We start from the raw sequence: 16,707 nt of genomic DNA on the forward strand, positions 1-16,707 counted from the left end.
TTTTAATTAGTTAAATTAATACAGGTTTTTTGTATTATGAAAGTTTTAGTAACAGGTGGACTATTCTTTTTATTTGTAGTGGCTTTCTTATTTAATTTTGCATTTTGTTCTGATAATCATAATCAGGAACTTTCTCAGAAATTTTATTCTGATACCCTTGTCAAATTAAGTGATGATATCACTGCTCAAGAGTTGTTAAATTTATTGCCTAGTGATCGTTTTATAGGTAATACAAAAGCTCCAGTTGTGATAATAGAATATGCTTCTTTTTCATGTATGCATTGTGCACATTTTACACTAAATGTATTTCCAGAATTGGAGCGTAAATACATTAGAACAGGTAAAGTGCTATACATTTTTAGAAATTTTCCTTTAGATTATATATCATTAAAAGCTGCAATGTTAGGAACATGTTATAATACTGCTAGTAGCTTTTTTACTTATACCAAAGCGGTATTTAGTTCCATAGAAGCATTGGTGACTCATTATAAGGATTTAGGGGTATTATCTAATATTGCAAAGATTAGTAACGTTAGTGATGAAAGATTTGATAAATGTATTAATGATGAAGATATAATGAATTATATTATTCAAGAGAAATTTGTTGCAAATAGGAAACTACAGGTAAATGCTACACCTGTGTTTTTTATTAATGGGAAGAAGTATGATAAACCTCATGATATTGAAAGCTTTTCTGAGACGATTGATGAATTGATTATACTACATCCAAATTATTCGTTGGTAAGGTGATAAATCTTAAATTTGAAAAACTTCTTAACCTACATGATGTTCTACAGATCTGTATATCGTTACTTTAACTGAAAGGTTTAACACATTTGTTGTTGTGTTAGGATTAGGCATTTTTTATATAAGATTTTTTATTTCAATATGCACACATGCTGTTATATATAAAACATTTGAGCTATATCGTTATAAGAAGGTAGGTTTTCAATTTGACCTATGGCTGCCAAGGTTATTTTATTATTACTTCCTAGTAAATTATTAATACAGTTTTGGATGTCTGTGACTGTAATTGTAGAGATTTGTTTTATTAACTCTTCTTTTGAAATGTATCGATTATAGTGAGAATAATAATATCCCAAGGATTCAGCCCGTGCAGTAGTACTTTCCCTTGACATGAGTATCTCAGATGTTATTTTATCTTTTGCTCTTGTTACCTCATTTTCTTGCAGGTTGGTGGTAATGTTTTTTACTTCAGAAGCTATAGTAGCAAGTAATTGACTTAGATTGCCTTTATCAGTTGCTGCATATATAGAGAAAATACCATTATCGTTATAGCTCGAGTTAAAAGATGATATGGTATAGACTAGTCCTAGTTGTTCGCGAATTTTTTGAAAAAGACGTGATGACATACCATTTCCTAATATTGAATCTAGAATTTGTATAGTATAGAATTGATCATCTTTATATGAAACACTAGGGAATCCTATAACTAGATGTACTTGTTCTAAATTCCTTATTTCCCTGTATTCTCCACTCAAGTAAATTGATTGATCTGCTGTTTTTCGTTCTGATTTTTTCATGTGAGAGAAGTACTGAGATACTAAATCAATTACTTCTTCATGTGAAATATTCCCAGCTACTGATAGTAACATGTTTCCGGCATGATAATATTCACTCATGTAAGTGTGTAAGTCTGCTTTAGACAAGTTAGTTACTGATTCTGGAGTACCTAAAATGCATTTTCCGAATATTTGGTTAGGATAAGCAGCTTCTATATACTTATCGAAAATTATGCTAGTAGGAGAATCGTTTGTTTGATATATTTCCTGTAATACCACTCCTTTTTCTTTATCTATTTCTTCCTCAGGAAATTGAGAGTTTAGTATTATATCTGCAAGAACTTCTATAGCTATTTTGATGTCTCTTTTTAGTGTTTTTACATGATAAACAGTGTGTTCTCTATCTGTATGTGCATTGAAATTTCCGCCTATATTATCAAAGATCTGTGCTATATCGAGAGCAGTACGAGTTTTAGTGCCTTTGAAAGCCATGTGTTCTAGAAAATGAGAGATGCCTGTGATAGCTTCATTCTCATATCTACTTCCAACATTTATCCAAATGTTAATAGATACAGATTCTACATGAGGCATTGTGTCAGTTATTATAGTAAAATTATTGTTAAGTTGTGTAATCTTTGGTGACATGACTTTGAATAAGAAATTAGTGTCTTAAGTTTATACAGTTAATAATATAACAGCAACAAATATATGATATAACATCAATATTTAAGAATTAAGACTTATCTGGATTCTGAAGAATTTTCATAATAATGTTTTATCACCCAATTGTAATTAAGAATATTGTCTGTGCTGATGCATAAAGTATTATCTAAATATTTTTAGAATTTTTAACAATGTATTTATGATGAAAACATTTGATTAAAAATAGTAGTTTTCAATTATATTGTTTGTTTTATAAAAACTTTAAAAGATGGGAACAATCATTACAAAGATATATGATACTACTTTTATTAAATACTAATTTTATATAATAATAGTTGACAAAGGTATTAATGATTACAAATAGGGTTATAGTAAATTTACTGGTATTGTTCTGCATTAATGCTGTGTTAGTTTAATTATTGCAATAAAAATTTGAAATCTAGTAATTTTGTGTAACTGTTTGTGATTTTTATCATAAAAAGTGAAAACTTGTGTAGTTTATTATAGTATTGATATTGCTTGTTAAATTGTAAAAAAAATGATAAAAGTAATAAGCTAGATTTCTCAGCGATAGTAGAAAGTGTATAACATTGTCAATAGATTAAGGTTTTAGTTTGCGTAAAAAAATTAAGAAAGTATTAATTTCCGGTAAAAGTGTGTGGCCAATAATAGAAGGTGGGAAGGGTATAGGTGCAAGTGACGGTAGAACTGCAGGTGCTTTTGCTGCTGCTTCTGCTGTTGGTACTTTTTCTGGGGCATGTGCTAGATTAGTTGATGATAATGGAGAACATGTTCCTTTAGTATATCGTGGAAAGACTAGATTGGAGCGTCATAATGAACTAATAAACTATAGTATTGATGCAGCAGTGAGTCAAGCTAAGATAGCTCATGAGATATCAAAAGGGTTAGGAAGAATACATATGAATGTACTGTGGGAAATGGGAGGTGTTCAGCGGGTACTTCATGGTGTGCTTGATAAAGCGCGTGGATTAATTCATGGTATTACTTGTGGTGCTGGTATGCCATATAAGTTAGCTGAGATAGCTTCCCAATATCAAGTTTATTACTATCCCATTGTTTCTTCGATGAGAGCATTTAAAATTTTATGGCAACGTTCTTATAAAAAATTTTCTAAAAAACTCCTGGGTGGAGTTGTATATGAAGATCCTTGGTTAGCTGGTGGTCATAATGGACTGAGTAATAGTGAATCTCCTGATAATCCACAAGATCCTTTTGAAAGGATTGCAGCGATTCGCGCGTACATGAATGAAGTTGGATTATCTGATGTTGTATTAATCATGGCAGGTGGTGTTTGGCATTTAAAGGATTGGGAATTATGGTTAGATAATGATCTAATTGGTCCAATAGCATTTCAATTTGGGACGAGACCTTTATTAACTCAAGAGAGTCCAATTTCTTCTGGATGGAAGAAAAAATTAGTATCTTTAAAACCTGGTGATGTTTTTTTGAATAGATTTAGCCCAACAGGCTTTTATTCTTCTGCAGTTGAAAATGAGTTTATAAAGGAATTGCAGGAACGTAATGCACGTCAGATTGCATTTGAAAATGAAATGACTGAAGAATGCAGTGCGGAGCTTTTTATTGGTGGTAGAGGTAGAAAGGTATATGTGCATCCTGAAGATAAGAAGTTGTCTGAGTCTTGGATGGCTATGGGTTATACAGATGCTTTGAAGACACCAGATAATACTTTAATATTTGTTACTCAGAGCAAATCAAGAAGCATTAGAGAAGATCAAATAAACTGTATGGGATGTTTAAGCCATTGTAAATTTAGTAATTGGAAAGATTACGGAGATTATAATACTGGTATTAAGCCAGATGTTCGTAGTTTTTGTATTCAAAAAACGTTACAAAATATTATTGCTGGGGCTGATCATGAACATGAGCTTATGTTTTCTGGTCATAATGCGTATAAGTTTGTACAAGATGAATTTTATAAAGATGGATATATTCCTACAGTCAAAGAACTTGTTGATAGGATCTTAACTGGATATTGATAATTAGTATTTTGTTTATAGTTTTTTATTATTCGACACATAAAAATCCTCTCTTGATACTTTGTAGTTTTTTTAATCTTTACTGTTTGAACAGTTTTATGCTCAGTGTAATTTATCAACATATATTTTTATTTAGATGTTTACTGGGAATGCAATAGTTTTATTATTGGCAGAAATTAATTATAAAATTTTTATATATAGTGGTATATACACATATAGTACACTACACAATGTGTAGTGTACTTAACATTGTTCTATCAAATGTTGTGAGTATCTTACAAACATATCTATTTCTAATTAATATTGTTTATTGTATATAAAGGATCCATCTTTTCTCAGGTATGTGAATAATATTGATGGGTAATATTCCACATTGCTAGGGTAGTTTTATATTAAGTGTGATGTAGATGTTTATCAGCATATATTTTTTATTTTAGTGATTGCTAAGAATACGATATAAGATTTGTGTATACATTGGAATGGGTGATACAATGGGGGTTACTGTAACTATATTTTAATATTATATTTATATAAACGTTCTAAGTGCTTTGCAAGCATGTCTACTTCTATATTAATGGTATCATTTACTTTGTTATATTGAAATGTTGTATTTTTCCAGGTATGTGGAATAATATTTACGGATAATATTTCGTTAGATATAGAATTAATAGTCAATGATACTCCATCTATGGCTATTGATCCTTTTATTATCATATATTTTAATAACGAATCTGGTATATAGAACTCCATGTTATAGGAGCTATTTACGTTAGTAATTGATATGATCTTTCCTATTCCATCAACATGTCCTTGTACAAAATGTCCATCTATCCGGTCAGTTATTCTTAAGGCTGGCTCTAAATTAATCTTTGTTCCTTCTTTCCAATATGCAGCACTAGTGATAGATAGAGTCGCATTCGAAACATCAACAAAAAAACATCTGTTATTTAATTCTACTACACTTAGGCAGATACCAGAACACCCTATAGAATCACCTATTGTTGTCTCACTTAAAAAATTATGATTAGTAGGTTCTATTGTAATTCTTTTATCGCAACCTTTTATATTATCTATTTGAGTAACAGTACCGACATTTTCTATTATGCCTTTAAACATCTTGTACCATAAATCATGGATGTGGCATTCTAGTATAATGGGTGAAAAAATGTCAATAAGAAAAAAATGTACAAAGGTTAGTATACACATAAGGGCGTATGCCAATAGATATCTAAAAGATTAATTTATTTTTTTAAAAAAATTAGTATATAATTATTTGTTAATAATATGTGTTGCTATTATTAGTATATATTAATTTTTATGTGATATTTTTTTACGAAAAAGGGTTTGTTTATATGTTAAATAATTCTAATGGTTTGATATCGTACGTTGAACGTAATCTTAGTAATTATAATACTGGTATAATGGATATAACTTTTGACTATCCTGGTGATTCTATTGATAATAATGAATCTTTCCATCGAAATTTTCATAATAGTACAGGTAAGGATGATTTCCTTGTTGTTGCTATAGTTGCATTTTATGTTCTTACTGTGGTTGTGGTAGCAGGGTTTGTATTTTGGATTCAAAATCGTGATATTATGCGTCGAAATGGTGATACAAAGCATGTTTGTTGTAGGATTCCTAGTATGTTAGAAAGAGCAGAGAATGCTTGTAGTAGTATAGAACAAGAAGTTTTTTTACCAATTATTTCAGATAATATTAAGCAGTAACAACTAATAGACGAAGGGGTAGATGTTCTGAAGTTGATTTAATTAAAGCAAGAAATGTGTGTAGTATATTATTTTTATATTGTTTAAATCTGATATATTGCTGTAGGTAATTTATCTTAAGACTTAATATGAGATTATTGTTGTAACTTGGTTTTTTATTCATTTTTCTGTAAGAGATATAATAATAGTGGTTATATGTGTTTGAAGAATTATAAATTATTATATATACATGCTAATTTTTTAAAAAAATAACTTAACTTTTTAAGCATATATTGATATACAACCTTATGTGTGCTCTACTTTTGTGCATTTTTTCATCTGTTATGCTAGAATGCTGCATCTATAATTTATAGTATAAGGTGTTTAAGCGTAAAGATATTGAAATTATTATTCAAGTAGACCACATAAGAGTTTGCAATAGAAGGATTACAATAAAACCCTTAGCTGTTTTTAAGTAGCATAAAAATAAGTGACGCTATAGGGTATTTGTTTAATGTATAATAACATGTGTTTTATAGCTAGTGTTAAGTTCAATTTATGAATTAAGGTAGTGGTGTTTTAATAGTAAATAGCAATCATGTATATATAGTTGGTAGAGATTGTTTACTAAAGGCATGGGGTTCTAAAATATGTAAGCGACTATGAAACTAATATCTGTCTGAGTATTGGAATTAACGTGGAAAATGTTAAACTCCGATTCGAAATTTCAGTGAATCACAGCTATCAAACTAACAGTCTTTTCAATTTAGTATTGATGAAAAGCCATGTAATGCGCTACTATGAATTTAAATATTGGATAGCTAAATAGTTCTAAAAAATGGGACTTATGTAATGTTAATATGAGGTAATGTCTGTAATATGTGTTGAGAGAAATATATTTTTAAATTGTAATTTTCTTATTAAAATTTTAAATTTACTTGGCTTTGTGGCTTATGTATTTATAATTTATATATGTTTATGGATGGAGTTTGAATATGTGCTTACAAGACTTGATAAGATTTATTGTGAATATATGAGTCTTTGTAATACGTGTGAAGGGTTGTTATTTTGCTAGAAGAGCATTTTAAATATTTCAGATATTATAAAATTATATTTGTTACACAGTTCATATGGAAAATAAAGTTTCAATTTTTTAAAAATTGATATTATAATTAACTATAGTGTGTTAGTTGTTTTTTCTTAGCTGCTTGAGTAGTATCATAGCTTCTATTACTTCTGATGTTAGTAATAGTGTATCCTTTTTATTGAATGATACTATAAGTACAGATAAGGGAGGGGAATAATGTTAGGTAATGCGGGTACTAATATCCTCAACAATGTTGTTAATGGTGCTAGAACCAATACTGCAAGTAGTAGTGACCCATTATCTAGTACTACAAATGCTCGGAGTTCTATAGCCCACTTTAGTATACTACTAGGTGTAACTGTATTCTTATTAGTGATGTTATGTTGTATAGTTTGTATTGGCAGATGTAGAATACGTCGTGCACATCGCAGAAATCAGATACGACATTTACGTGAGTATGGTCCTGGGCCCGATGTTCCGAATGTTGTAATAGAACTGGATGTGATACATAATGCTCAAAGTACTGAAAATCAGAATCAATGTATTGACAATAAATATGTTGTGCATAGTCGTAGTTCTCAAGAGAATGGTGGTAATAGTAGTAATCAAGTGCAATCTGTATTTAGATTACATGATGTATTTCCCGGATGATTTGTAATGAAGTTATATGTGATATTCAACTTAGTACTTCTTTATTTAATGAATTTATTTTGCTAATGTGGTATGTTATAAAACTTATAATACAATTAGAATTGTTGTTAATTAACATGAGTATACTATTATTTTATATCTTAAGGGTCAGAGGATTATTGATGAAATGATTAAGAATTTCTTATCTGATAGTTGTGTTGCTATCTATTTTTAAAATGATGGCATTTTTTACTTGCTCAACTTCACAAATACCAATACTTGCACACAGTTGCTTTATATATAGCGTTAATAAATTTTCTACTTCGCTTGGCAGTTTACCAAGCTTGTTAGTTAACTCTATATAGTAGTTATCTATATCTTCTTTTGTTTTTAGATTGCCAATTTTTTATATATCCGCATTCTTAACTCTATGTCTTTAATGTAATGCTTAGGGATCCTTATATTAATATTTATATGGTCAAGATCTTTAGGACTTTCGGTATGAATATTAAGTTCTTCTTCTAACATTTGTTGGAATAGTTCAATGCCTATATCTTTGATATTACCTGATTGTTCTTTTCCGACTAAATTGCCAAACCCTCTGATATCCATATCATATAGGGATAGAGTAAACCTGAATTTATAGAATCTATTGATTGTATTATTTCTAATTCTGTAGCAGATGTATTGGTTGCTTTTTCTGATAATATAAAATATGCAAAACCTTTTATGCTGCTACGTCCTACTCTTCCTTTTAGTTGATAGAGTTGTGCTAATCCAAATATGTCAGCATTGTGTATTATAATTGTATTGGCAAAAGAAATATCTAACTCGCATTCTATGATTGATGCAGTAAGTAATATTGTAAATTTACCATCAAAGAAATCATTCATTATTGTATCTAGTTGACTAGAAGGTGGTTGCCCATGGGCAGTATTAGTTTTAATTTCTAGCACTAATTTCTTTAGGTTATCATTAATGCTTTTTATAGTACTAATTTGTGGGCAAACATAAAATACTCTGCCTCCTCTATTATGTTTTCGTATTAAGCCTTTTATTATAGTTTCATTGTAGTATGTTGTGCCAGTTGTTACTGGCACTCTGTTGTAGTGGTGATGTTTATATAATTGTTCATTTTGTGTACCTTGAGACTTATGTATAAAACTTAACCTTATGTTTAATCTGTAGTTATACGAATTAACGAGTTAAATTCAACATATAAGTGTAAAATATTTAATTATACTACATAGATGATAGTTTTTATTAAATCTTCTACAGGTCATCTATCTTACTTTGTAAGCACAATTCTGGAAAAAGTTACAAGTAAGTATGTGCACCCGACATCACCATAGCATACGATTAGAGACATTAATTTTTGTGTTTCTTAATTTAATATTTCTCTTAAGATTTGATATACGGTATTAAATATGTAATCACCGTATTATGCTTACCTGGATGTATAAGGATGTATAATAGGTTCTTGAATCATTTCATTACTTTCTTCTATAACACGTGGAATACGACCTGCTCTAATGTCTCTATATTGCTCACATCGTATAGATACTGGTATTCTGCTTTCAGCATCAAGGTAAAAGAATTCTTGTTCCAGATCAGGGTAGCGTGTCCTCTGGTCTTTCTTACATTTTTTATTATGTACTGCACAGCATGTTTTATTATGTACTGCACAGCATAGTATTACTAGTATTAATATTATTGCTATAGTGAATAGAAATAACATTCCCTCTATAGGTAGAACCTGATTTTGTGTAGGTATTAGTGTATTAGTGGAGTTAGTAATATTGGGTAATGTTGGCATTTTCTTACTATATAAATTTAAAGACATTATAGCTAATATACGCACTATAAACCAGATAATTTTATATACTTAATACTTTATAATACCATATACCAAGTAGTGGAGGCTTACTGTGTATGTATAGAAGGTAGCACTTGTTGTAATACACATATTAACCTTATTCTTAGCAAGGCAAATGAAACATAACAAATGCTACTCAACATTATTGCTATTTGTAATAAGTATACTTACTTAGATTAATTTTACATCTTCTATTAATTAGAAATGAGTATTTTTTCACAGTAAAACTTTTTTTGTTTTTGTATAAATTGATTTACTGCTTGGTATTGCTTGCTTTTTATAAAATGTCATTGTTGGTAGTATATTATTATTCATTTATGAAGACTAGACTAATTTTAGCAATGAACTTTATGTTCATGACTTTATAAATTACTATGGATATAAATTATATTATAGCTCACTGATGAAGTATGTCTTATTTATTGCTAGCTGTTGTTTCTATTGTAGCTAGAACACAAGATTCTTACGTAGGATTTAGGATTATTGATTCTCTATTTATTTGTGGATATGCTATTTTGTAATAGTATTTATAGACTAATAATGTTATTAATATCAATAATTTAGTACTAAGGTATATATTTTCCTGTTGTCCTATTTCAATCATTGAAGTACTTGTTGTAGTATTAAGCATACTTAAGTTGGTTTGTATGTATTTAGCATGTCATATAATAGAGGATCTTGTGGTGCTCGAGTGTATTAATTGTGTTTTTTGCAACATTAAATAAATAATATGAGTTTTCAACATGTTTTGATACTCTAACATAGAGTTGGTATGTTGTTGAGCATAGGTTTTTAATATTATTTATTGTAGCCCTTTGAGTATTGGCTTGAATCATTGCATATCTATGATGCAGCTTATAATCAAGCCGAAGTTGTTGATATTCTATATAGATGAGGAGATAAATCAATGTTATTAATATTATGAAACTGAGATACATAAATATGGTTATTGATAAGTAAATACTAGGGTTTATCTCAATTTATTGTGCATTGGTAATGTTTAGCCTGTCTGTAATTTGATTATAAATATACATGATGCAGCTTATAATCAAGCTGAAGTTGTTGATACTCTATATAGATGAGGAGATAAATTAATGTTATTGATATTATGAAACTGAGATACATAAATATGGTTATTGATAAGTAAATACTAGGGTTTATCTCAATTTATTGTGCATTGGTAATGTTTAGTCTGTCTGTAATTTGATTATAAATATACATCTATTGCTGGGTTTTAATGGTTTTATGGTGTAAAAAATATTTCTTTGAAAAAGGCTTAACTTACATTTATCAGATCAGTGAGATGTTTTATATTGGTTGTGATAAGTGTTGTAATTATCATGTCATATATTGGAAGATAAATCATTTATTATATCAAGTCATAGAACGTAAATTTTTTATTGTTTATAATGGAATTTAATGTTTCTGCGTATAAAAAGCAGGACTGAATATCATGCTCATCTGTAATTGTAAGTATTAGTAGTCTGACATATTTTGATTGAGTACATAAAATAGTTATATTGTTAAAATATTTTTTATGTAATTTAAAGAATGGTTAAGTCAGGTGTGCTGATGGTACCTAATTAAAATAAATTTACTGATAAAGTTTTTGAAAGGAGAGAGCATGGTTTTTTGATTATACTTGCTTTCGGTGTTGATGTAGTGAATATTAGGTGCTATTCTTGATTGAGTTTTTTGTATATGTTACAGGGAAGTGAATTGAATAAAGTTGTCATTTATACTGATGGGGCATGTTCTGGTAACCCTGGTCCTGGAGGATGGGCAGCAGTTTTATTGTTTGGTAAAAATGAAAAAATAATCTGTGGAAATAATTCTAATACTACCAATAATAGGATGGAGCTTACGGCAGTTATTGAAGCTTTAAAATTGTTAAGAGTAGTATATGATGTTGATTTATATACTGATAGTGTGTATGTTAAGGATGGTATTACGTTGTGGATCAAAAAATGGAAGATTAATGGGTGGAAAACTGCTAGTAAGATGCCGGTGAAAAATTTGGAATTATGGTTGGAATTAGATAATCTTGCGAATTTTCATAAAGTTACGTGGTATTGGGTTAAAGCTCATGCAGGAAATTTGTATAATCAAAAAGCAGATATGCTTGCACGTAGTCAGATTGTTGGGTGAGTTTTTATTGTGTTCTTATATTTGCAATTTAGTAGGTAAATGTATCTTGTAAATAGTATTGTAGATAATACTGCTGTATATTAATTTAGTGTTCATTATGCTAAAAAAAAAAATTATAAAATTATTCTTCACACTGATGATCTCTATAATGTGTGGTATATCTTACCTGTATATTCATGATAAAGATGTTATAGAGATTAATGCAAAATTTTTAAATTTTTATATAAAGCATAAACTTACTACGGTTTTTCCTGATTCAGAGATAGATATAGGTAGTACTACATTAGCCTGGCAGAATAAGAGTGAAAATTTTGTCTTGTCGTCACAGGATCTTACCATTAAAAATACCAAACTTGGGGCAACTATCACAATACCTAAATTCTTATTATATTCTAGAGTTGGGATATTGTTTTTATGGGGAAATTGTGATTTTTCTTATATTGATATTCCTAAAGTCCGTGTTGAGTTCTATGATATTCAAAAAAAATTTGAAATAAGCCCTGTAAACAATTCTGTACAGATTCTCAGGGATATGATGCTGAAAGCAATAAAGTTGGATATAGCGGTGTTTATTAGGAACGCTGTTATTGCTAAAAGTGATAAAGAAGATTTGGTGATAAAACAACTTAATGTAAAAGTGAATAAGGGATATGATAAAAATACTATTGATTTCAATGTACAGAATGATAATTCTTTTATCAGTATGAGAGTGCATGAACATTATAAAGGTATAATGTCCTTTGAGATATCATATGGTAATTTTAGTACTAAGATATTGGGATATTTAGGTAATTTAAATGCGCAACTTCCACTATATGAGAATTTGAATCTTAGTGGTGATGTTGTTCTAAGAATTAATGAAGATGGTGAGGTTACATATGGTGGTGTAAATGTTCAAAATATTAAAGGGCATATCCCTTGTGTTTCTTCTCATAAATGCTACATCCATGATTTTAGAATGAGATTGGTATATCAAAATGATGTTCTGTCGGTGAAAAATTTTTCCTTGTTGCTAGATCAAAGTAAAATAATTGCAACAGGAGTAGTTGATAATGAAAATGTAAACTTAAACTTTAACATTGATGTTGTATCACCAAAAACACTGTGTAACTACTGGTTTGTTAATTTGTATCCTGATTTAAATCATTGGTATTGTACTAATGTTACAGAAGGAAAAATGAGTGATATTAGACTTCAAATCAAAGGGAAACGTAATGAAATTTTCGTTCATGATGATCTATCAAGTTATAATGTTAGTGCAGATATAGAAAATGTTTCAATAAAATTTAATGATAATTTTGATCCAGTACGTATAGTGCATGGTAGATTATATTTACGTGATAATCAATTTTTTATTACTTCTGATAACTCAGATTTTAAAGGCATGATTGTTCAAGGTGGGGTATTAAAAATAGAAAATTTGAAAGATGTAAATGCAGTAATGAGTATTAGTGGTAGTTCTGTGGGTAATGTAAAACAGTTATATGGAGCCGTGAATAAGGAACAATTTATACCATTAGATGATAACAAAATTTTTGGTGATTGTCATACTAGCTTTGATTTTAAGATATTTAATTTGCTGAATGATAGTGTTGTAGATTATGAATCTTATATACATACGCAGGTTGAATCTTTTAAAGCCGATGGTATTTTAGATATTTTTGATGTTTATGATGCAAATGTTGACATTACGTTACATGATAACGATGTGAAAATAGATACTCAGGGTTATATGAATGGTTATCCTATGTTTTTAAAAGTGGATAGAAATTTACAGGATAATTATAAGTTTCACTATGAATTTGCAGGGTATATTTCAGCTGAAAATATGAAGGAATTAAAAGTTTTTAGATGTGAAAATTGTTCAGGGGTAATGAAATCGAATCTGCAATGGGATATTAATGACGATAATACAATTATTGCTGGGGATATTGACATTTCTCGGTTGAAAATTCACGTTAATGGATTGCCAAGGGATAGTTTTGATGGTGTAGTGAAATTTTCTGCTTCGTTTAAGGACAAAGATGAGGTCAAGATAGATAATGCATCTATAATTGGTGAAGGTATAGACATAGAATTAAATGGTAAAGCAGGCAATAATATAGAATTAATGTTAAATAAGATAAGGTTAAAAAATACAGATATTAAAGCTGAATTAAAACGAGATAGTGATTCTATTACAATAAAAATATTTGGTAAATCTTTGGATTTAAGCACTATTGATTTTTTTGAGATAATGAAAAGGCAATCTCAGATTAAGCAAACTAAGGTTGATGTTAATGTAGATCGCGTTATAATGAAAAATAATGTTGTAACTAGTAATGTAGATTTTAAGTTAGATTATTATGATGATGTTTGTCCTAATGTTAAGTTAACAGGAAATTTTTTAGACAATAGTAATTTTAATGTAGAGTATGGCCCTATTGGGCTAGAGATCAGTACTAATAATGCAGGAGAGCTTCTTCGTGCAATGGATATTTTGAAAGTTATAAATAAAGGAAAATTATCTTTCTATATGTATCCAGTAAAAACTAGTGAAGTGACTTCTGGTATGTTTTCATTAACAAATTTTCATATTGTCAATGCTTCTATTTTGGCTCAAATATTAACATTGTCTTCACTAAAGGGGGTTGTTAATACGTTAAATGGTAAAGGAATATACTTTAATACATTGAATGTACCATTCATTTATCAAGATGATTTAGTAAATATAAATGAGTCTTGGGCAGAAGGTTCTGAGTTAGGTATTAGTTTAGGTGGAGAAATTGATGTCAATATGAAAATGTTTAATATAAAAGGACAGATAATTCCTGCATATGTAATTAATAAAATCATATGGCAAACTCCAATTATCGGTAAATTATTAACCGGAGGACAAAGTCGAGGTGTTATTGCTATAGATTATAAAGTAAAAGGCACGGATAAAGATCATGATTTATCAGTTAATTTAATGTCTATTTTAACCCCTAATTTATTAAAAAGAGTGTTGAAAGTATTTGATAGTAAGTTAATAAAGAAAGAGCATGTGAAGAAAAAATCTAATAAAGTAGAAGTAGATGAAAATCAAGTAAGTATGGTATCATGAAGAGTTATATTTGTTAAAATCCATACAAGGTTGATAGTAGATTTTGTTTGGGGTGAAAAAATGTTAATTTAGTGGTCCCTGTAAATAGGTTAGAGACTCCTGAATGCAATTTCATTTGTTCTAATTGGTAGTCAACAACAGGTAACGTATTATACAATAAAGCCAGATCCAGATTAGAGTCGATCTTAAAATGTTATCTATCTTGATTCAGCTTATAATCACTGTTAATCTTTCTATAGGTATATTTAGTTGATTATATACTAAAACTACTGTTGCAGAATTTTAATATGTTACGTAATCTTAAAAAGACATATTGTTAGATTTTATGATAATTAAGCAATTGATGTTGTAAAAGTATTGATCATGATAATTTTATGAATGCAAGGGATTTGTAAAATTGATACATCTGTTTTTATATATAATTAAGTATAATTTTTAGGATATTTGGTAATAGATTTATAAAAATAAATTAAATATAAGTGAAAAATAAGATTGACTATTGTATGACTACTATTGATCGTATTTAATTTATGATATTAGGAATTTGTATATTGCATCTTTTTGTGCCTAATATATAATTTATTATGCCTGTGGTTACTGTATTTTAGTTACTAGCTAATAAAAAGGAAATTTAATGAGTGAGGGCTCTGCTGCTAAAGTTAAGTATTCTAGAGTTTTACTAAAAGTATCTGGTGAAGCGTTAATGGGAGAAAAAGGCTTTGGGTGTGATATGGAAGTTCTGGATAAGTTGTCTCATGATCTCAGAGAAGTGCATAGCTTTGGAGTGCAGCTATGTCTGGTTGTAGGTGGTGGTAATATATTCCGTGGTGCATCAGCTTCAGCATCTTTTGGATTTGAAAGAGCTAGTAATGACTATATAGGGATGTTAGCTACTATGATGAATGCTTTATCTTTACAAAATGCTTTAGAGAAAGTAAATGTTCAGTCTAGGGTTTTATCGGCAATCCCTATTACTGCTGTATGTGAAACATATATTAGAAGGCGTGCTATACGTCATTTAGAGAAAGGAAGAGTAGTTATATGTGCTGCTGGAGTGGGTAGCCCATTCTTTACTACAGATACTGCAGCTGCATTACGTGGTATAGAAATGGGTTGTGATGCTATATTTAAAGGTACACAGGTTGATGGAGTGTATTCAGATGATCCTAAAAAAATTACTGATGCAGTAAGGTATGACAAAATTTCTTATCGTGATTTATTATCGTTGGACCTGAAAATTATGGATGTTGCTGCTGTGTCTTTGGCTCGAGAACATTCAATACCTATCATTGTGTTTAATCTAGGTAAGCATGGTAGTTTTGCGGATATAATTTGTGGAAACGGTTTGTATACAACAATATGTAATTGAATAAAAATGTTGGGATGAGTAAATGATAAGTGAAGTAAAGCAAGATGCTAAGAATAGGATGGAAAAGACTTTATCTGTATATTTAAGTGATATTGATGGTATTAGAACGGGGAGAGCAAGAACTTCGGTTTTGGATGGAATTGTTGTTGAAACTTATGGAGGGCGTGTAAAGTTAAATACCATATCAAGTATATCTGTATCTGATAATAAAACATTGATGGTTAAGGTATGGGATTCTAATAATATAGGGGCTATAAAAACTGCAATTGTGAATTCAAATCTTGGATTTGGTTTTTCTTGTGAAGCAACAACAATTCGTTTAACTGTTCCAGATATGACACAAGATATGAGAAAAAACTTAGTTAAGTTATTAGGTAAGATTTCTGAAGACTGTAGAGTTTCTATTCGGAATATACGTAGAGATATTATGGATAAGTTAAAGGTAATGCAGGATAATAAAGAGATTTCTGAAGATAATTTACGTGTAGCTGGAGTGGAAATACAAAAGATTACAGATGATGCTATGAAAAAAATAAATGATGCTTTTACCTCAAAAGAGAAAGAATTATTACATGTTTAACTCTAATTGTAATCTTGAA

14 protein-coding genes are annotated in these 16,707 nt (G+C 29.4%); 8 read left to right on the forward strand and 6 right to left on the reverse strand.

Translation table 11 applies throughout. The annotated features are described in order from the left end of the window. The first annotated feature begins 36 nt into the window (after positions 1-36). Entirely contained in the window at positions 37-750 is a 714-nt protein-coding gene (locus EHF_RS00910) for a DsbA family protein (protein WP_044194127.1), read from the forward strand. 152 nt (positions 751-902) lie between these two features. On the opposite strand, the gene EHF_RS00915 is transcribed toward EHF_RS00910, so the two are convergent. Then, the gene (locus EHF_RS00915; RefSeq protein ID WP_044194128.1) at positions 903-2,168 is read right to left on the reverse strand and encodes a M16 family metallopeptidase; all 1,266 of its coding nucleotides are present in this window, start codon (positions 2,166-2,168) and stop codon (positions 903-905) included. Positions 2,169-2,800: 632 nt separating this feature from the next. Between EHF_RS00915 and EHF_RS00920 the strand changes: the two genes are divergently transcribed. Continuing rightward, positions 2,801-4,204, forward strand: coding sequence for an NAD(P)H-dependent flavin oxidoreductase (locus EHF_RS00920; RefSeq protein WP_044194130.1), 1,404 nt, complete (start codon positions 2,801-2,803; stop codon positions 4,202-4,204). 507 nt (positions 4,205-4,711) lie between these two features. Here the strand turns inward: EHF_RS00920 and EHF_RS00925 are convergent. After that, positions 4,712-5,320 carry a riboflavin synthase gene (locus EHF_RS00925; protein ID WP_044194132.1) on the reverse strand — a complete coding sequence of 203 codons (609 nt, stop codon included), beginning with the start codon at positions 5,318-5,320 and terminating at the stop codon, positions 4,712-4,714. A 236-nt stretch (positions 5,321-5,556) separates the two neighbouring features. Here EHF_RS00925 and EHF_RS00930 point away from each other — a divergent pair, with 236 nt between their 5' ends. Next, on the forward strand, positions 5,557-5,934 hold the full coding sequence (locus tag EHF_RS00930; RefSeq protein WP_044194133.1) for a hypothetical protein: 378 nt from the start codon (positions 5,557-5,559) through the stop codon (positions 5,932-5,934). A gap of 1,282 nt (positions 5,935-7,216) precedes the next feature. Then, positions 7,217-7,651: a hypothetical protein gene (locus EHF_RS00935; protein ID WP_044194135.1), complete on the forward strand. Its 435-nt coding sequence runs from the start codon at positions 7,217-7,219 to the stop codon at positions 7,649-7,651. 181 nt (positions 7,652-7,832) lie between these two features. On the opposite strand, the gene EHF_RS04840 is transcribed toward EHF_RS00935, so the two are convergent. From EHF_RS04840 to EHF_RS00950, 4 genes are all read right to left on the reverse strand, one after another. Next, positions 7,833-8,033: a TRCF domain-containing protein gene (locus EHF_RS04840; RefSeq protein ID WP_308416971.1), complete on the reverse strand. Its 201-nt coding sequence runs from the start codon at positions 8,031-8,033 to the stop codon at positions 7,833-7,835. Continuing rightward, positions 8,021-8,242, reverse strand: coding sequence for a hypothetical protein (locus EHF_RS04845; RefSeq protein WP_044194136.1), 222 nt, complete (start codon positions 8,240-8,242; stop codon positions 8,021-8,023). Before EHF_RS04845 ends, EHF_RS04840 begins: the two co-directional genes overlap by 13 nt. Then, positions 8,215-8,730 (reverse strand): helicase-related protein, encoded by a 516-nt coding sequence (locus EHF_RS04850; RefSeq protein WP_044194138.1) that lies wholly within the window; start codon positions 8,728-8,730, stop codon positions 8,215-8,217. The genes EHF_RS04845 and EHF_RS04850 overlap by 28 nt, the downstream gene beginning before the upstream one ends. Positions 8,731-9,077: 347 nt before the next feature. Further along, on the reverse strand, positions 9,078-9,491 hold the full coding sequence (locus tag EHF_RS00950; RefSeq protein WP_044194140.1) for a hypothetical protein: 414 nt from the start codon (positions 9,489-9,491) through the stop codon (positions 9,078-9,080). Between the two features lie 1,716 nt (positions 9,492-11,207). Between EHF_RS00950 and rnhA the strand changes: the two genes are divergently transcribed. The 4 genes from rnhA (at position 11,208) to frr (ending at position 16,688) form a co-directional block, all read left to right on the forward strand. Continuing rightward, positions 11,208-11,654 carry a ribonuclease HI gene (gene rnhA / locus EHF_RS00955; protein WP_044194142.1) on the forward strand — a complete coding sequence of 149 codons (447 nt, stop codon included), beginning with the start codon at positions 11,208-11,210 and terminating at the stop codon, positions 11,652-11,654. A gap of 97 nt (positions 11,655-11,751) precedes the next feature. Then, entirely contained in the window at positions 11,752-14,739 is a 2,988-nt protein-coding gene (locus tag EHF_RS00960; RefSeq protein WP_232228958.1) for a YhdP family protein, read from the forward strand. A gap of 634 nt (positions 14,740-15,373) precedes the next feature. Further along, positions 15,374-16,108: a UMP kinase gene (pyrH, locus tag EHF_RS00965; protein WP_044194144.1), complete on the forward strand. Its 735-nt coding sequence runs from the start codon at positions 15,374-15,376 to the stop codon at positions 16,106-16,108. Between the two features lie 22 nt (positions 16,109-16,130). Then, positions 16,131-16,688: a ribosome recycling factor gene (gene frr / locus EHF_RS00970; protein WP_044194146.1), complete on the forward strand. Its 558-nt coding sequence runs from the start codon at positions 16,131-16,133 to the stop codon at positions 16,686-16,688. Positions 16,689-16,707: the final 19 nt, after the last annotated feature.

Source organism: Ehrlichia japonica (assembly GCF_000632845.1).
In the GTDB taxonomy this organism is placed as follows: Bacteria; Pseudomonadota; Alphaproteobacteria; order Rickettsiales; family Anaplasmataceae; genus Ehrlichia; species Ehrlichia japonica.

What these genes read in the sequence shown, in the direction of transcription:
- rnhA (WP_044194142.1), top strand. Translation starts at nt 11,208, where the DNA reads ATGTTACAGGGAAGTGAATTGAATAAAGTTGTCATTTATACTGATGGG.
- EHF_RS00960 (WP_232228958.1), top strand. Translation starts at nt 11,752, where the DNA reads ATGCTAAAAAAAAAAATTATAAAATTATTCTTCACACTGATGATCTCT.
- EHF_RS00910 (WP_044194127.1), top strand. Translation starts at nt 37, where the DNA reads ATGAAAGTTTTAGTAACAGGTGGACTATTCTTTTTATTTGTAGTGGCT.
- EHF_RS00935 (WP_044194135.1), top strand. Translation starts at nt 7,217, where the DNA reads ATGTTAGGTAATGCGGGTACTAATATCCTCAACAATGTTGTTAATGGT.
- EHF_RS00915 (WP_044194128.1), bottom strand. Translation starts at nt 2,168, where the DNA reads ATGTCACCAAAGATTACACAACTTAACAATAATTTTACTATAATAACT.
- frr (WP_044194146.1), top strand. Translation starts at nt 16,131, where the DNA reads ATGATAAGTGAAGTAAAGCAAGATGCTAAGAATAGGATGGAAAAGACT.
- pyrH (WP_044194144.1), top strand. Translation starts at nt 15,374, where the DNA reads ATGAGTGAGGGCTCTGCTGCTAAAGTTAAGTATTCTAGAGTTTTACTA.
- EHF_RS00925 (WP_044194132.1), bottom strand. Translation starts at nt 5,320, where the DNA reads ATGTTTAAAGGCATAATAGAAAATGTCGGTACTGTTACTCAAATAGAT.
- EHF_RS00930 (WP_044194133.1), top strand. Translation starts at nt 5,557, where the DNA reads ATGTTAAATAATTCTAATGGTTTGATATCGTACGTTGAACGTAATCTT.
- EHF_RS04845 (WP_044194136.1), bottom strand. Translation starts at nt 8,242, where the DNA reads ATGGATATCAGAGGGTTTGGCAATTTAGTCGGAAAAGAACAATCAGGT.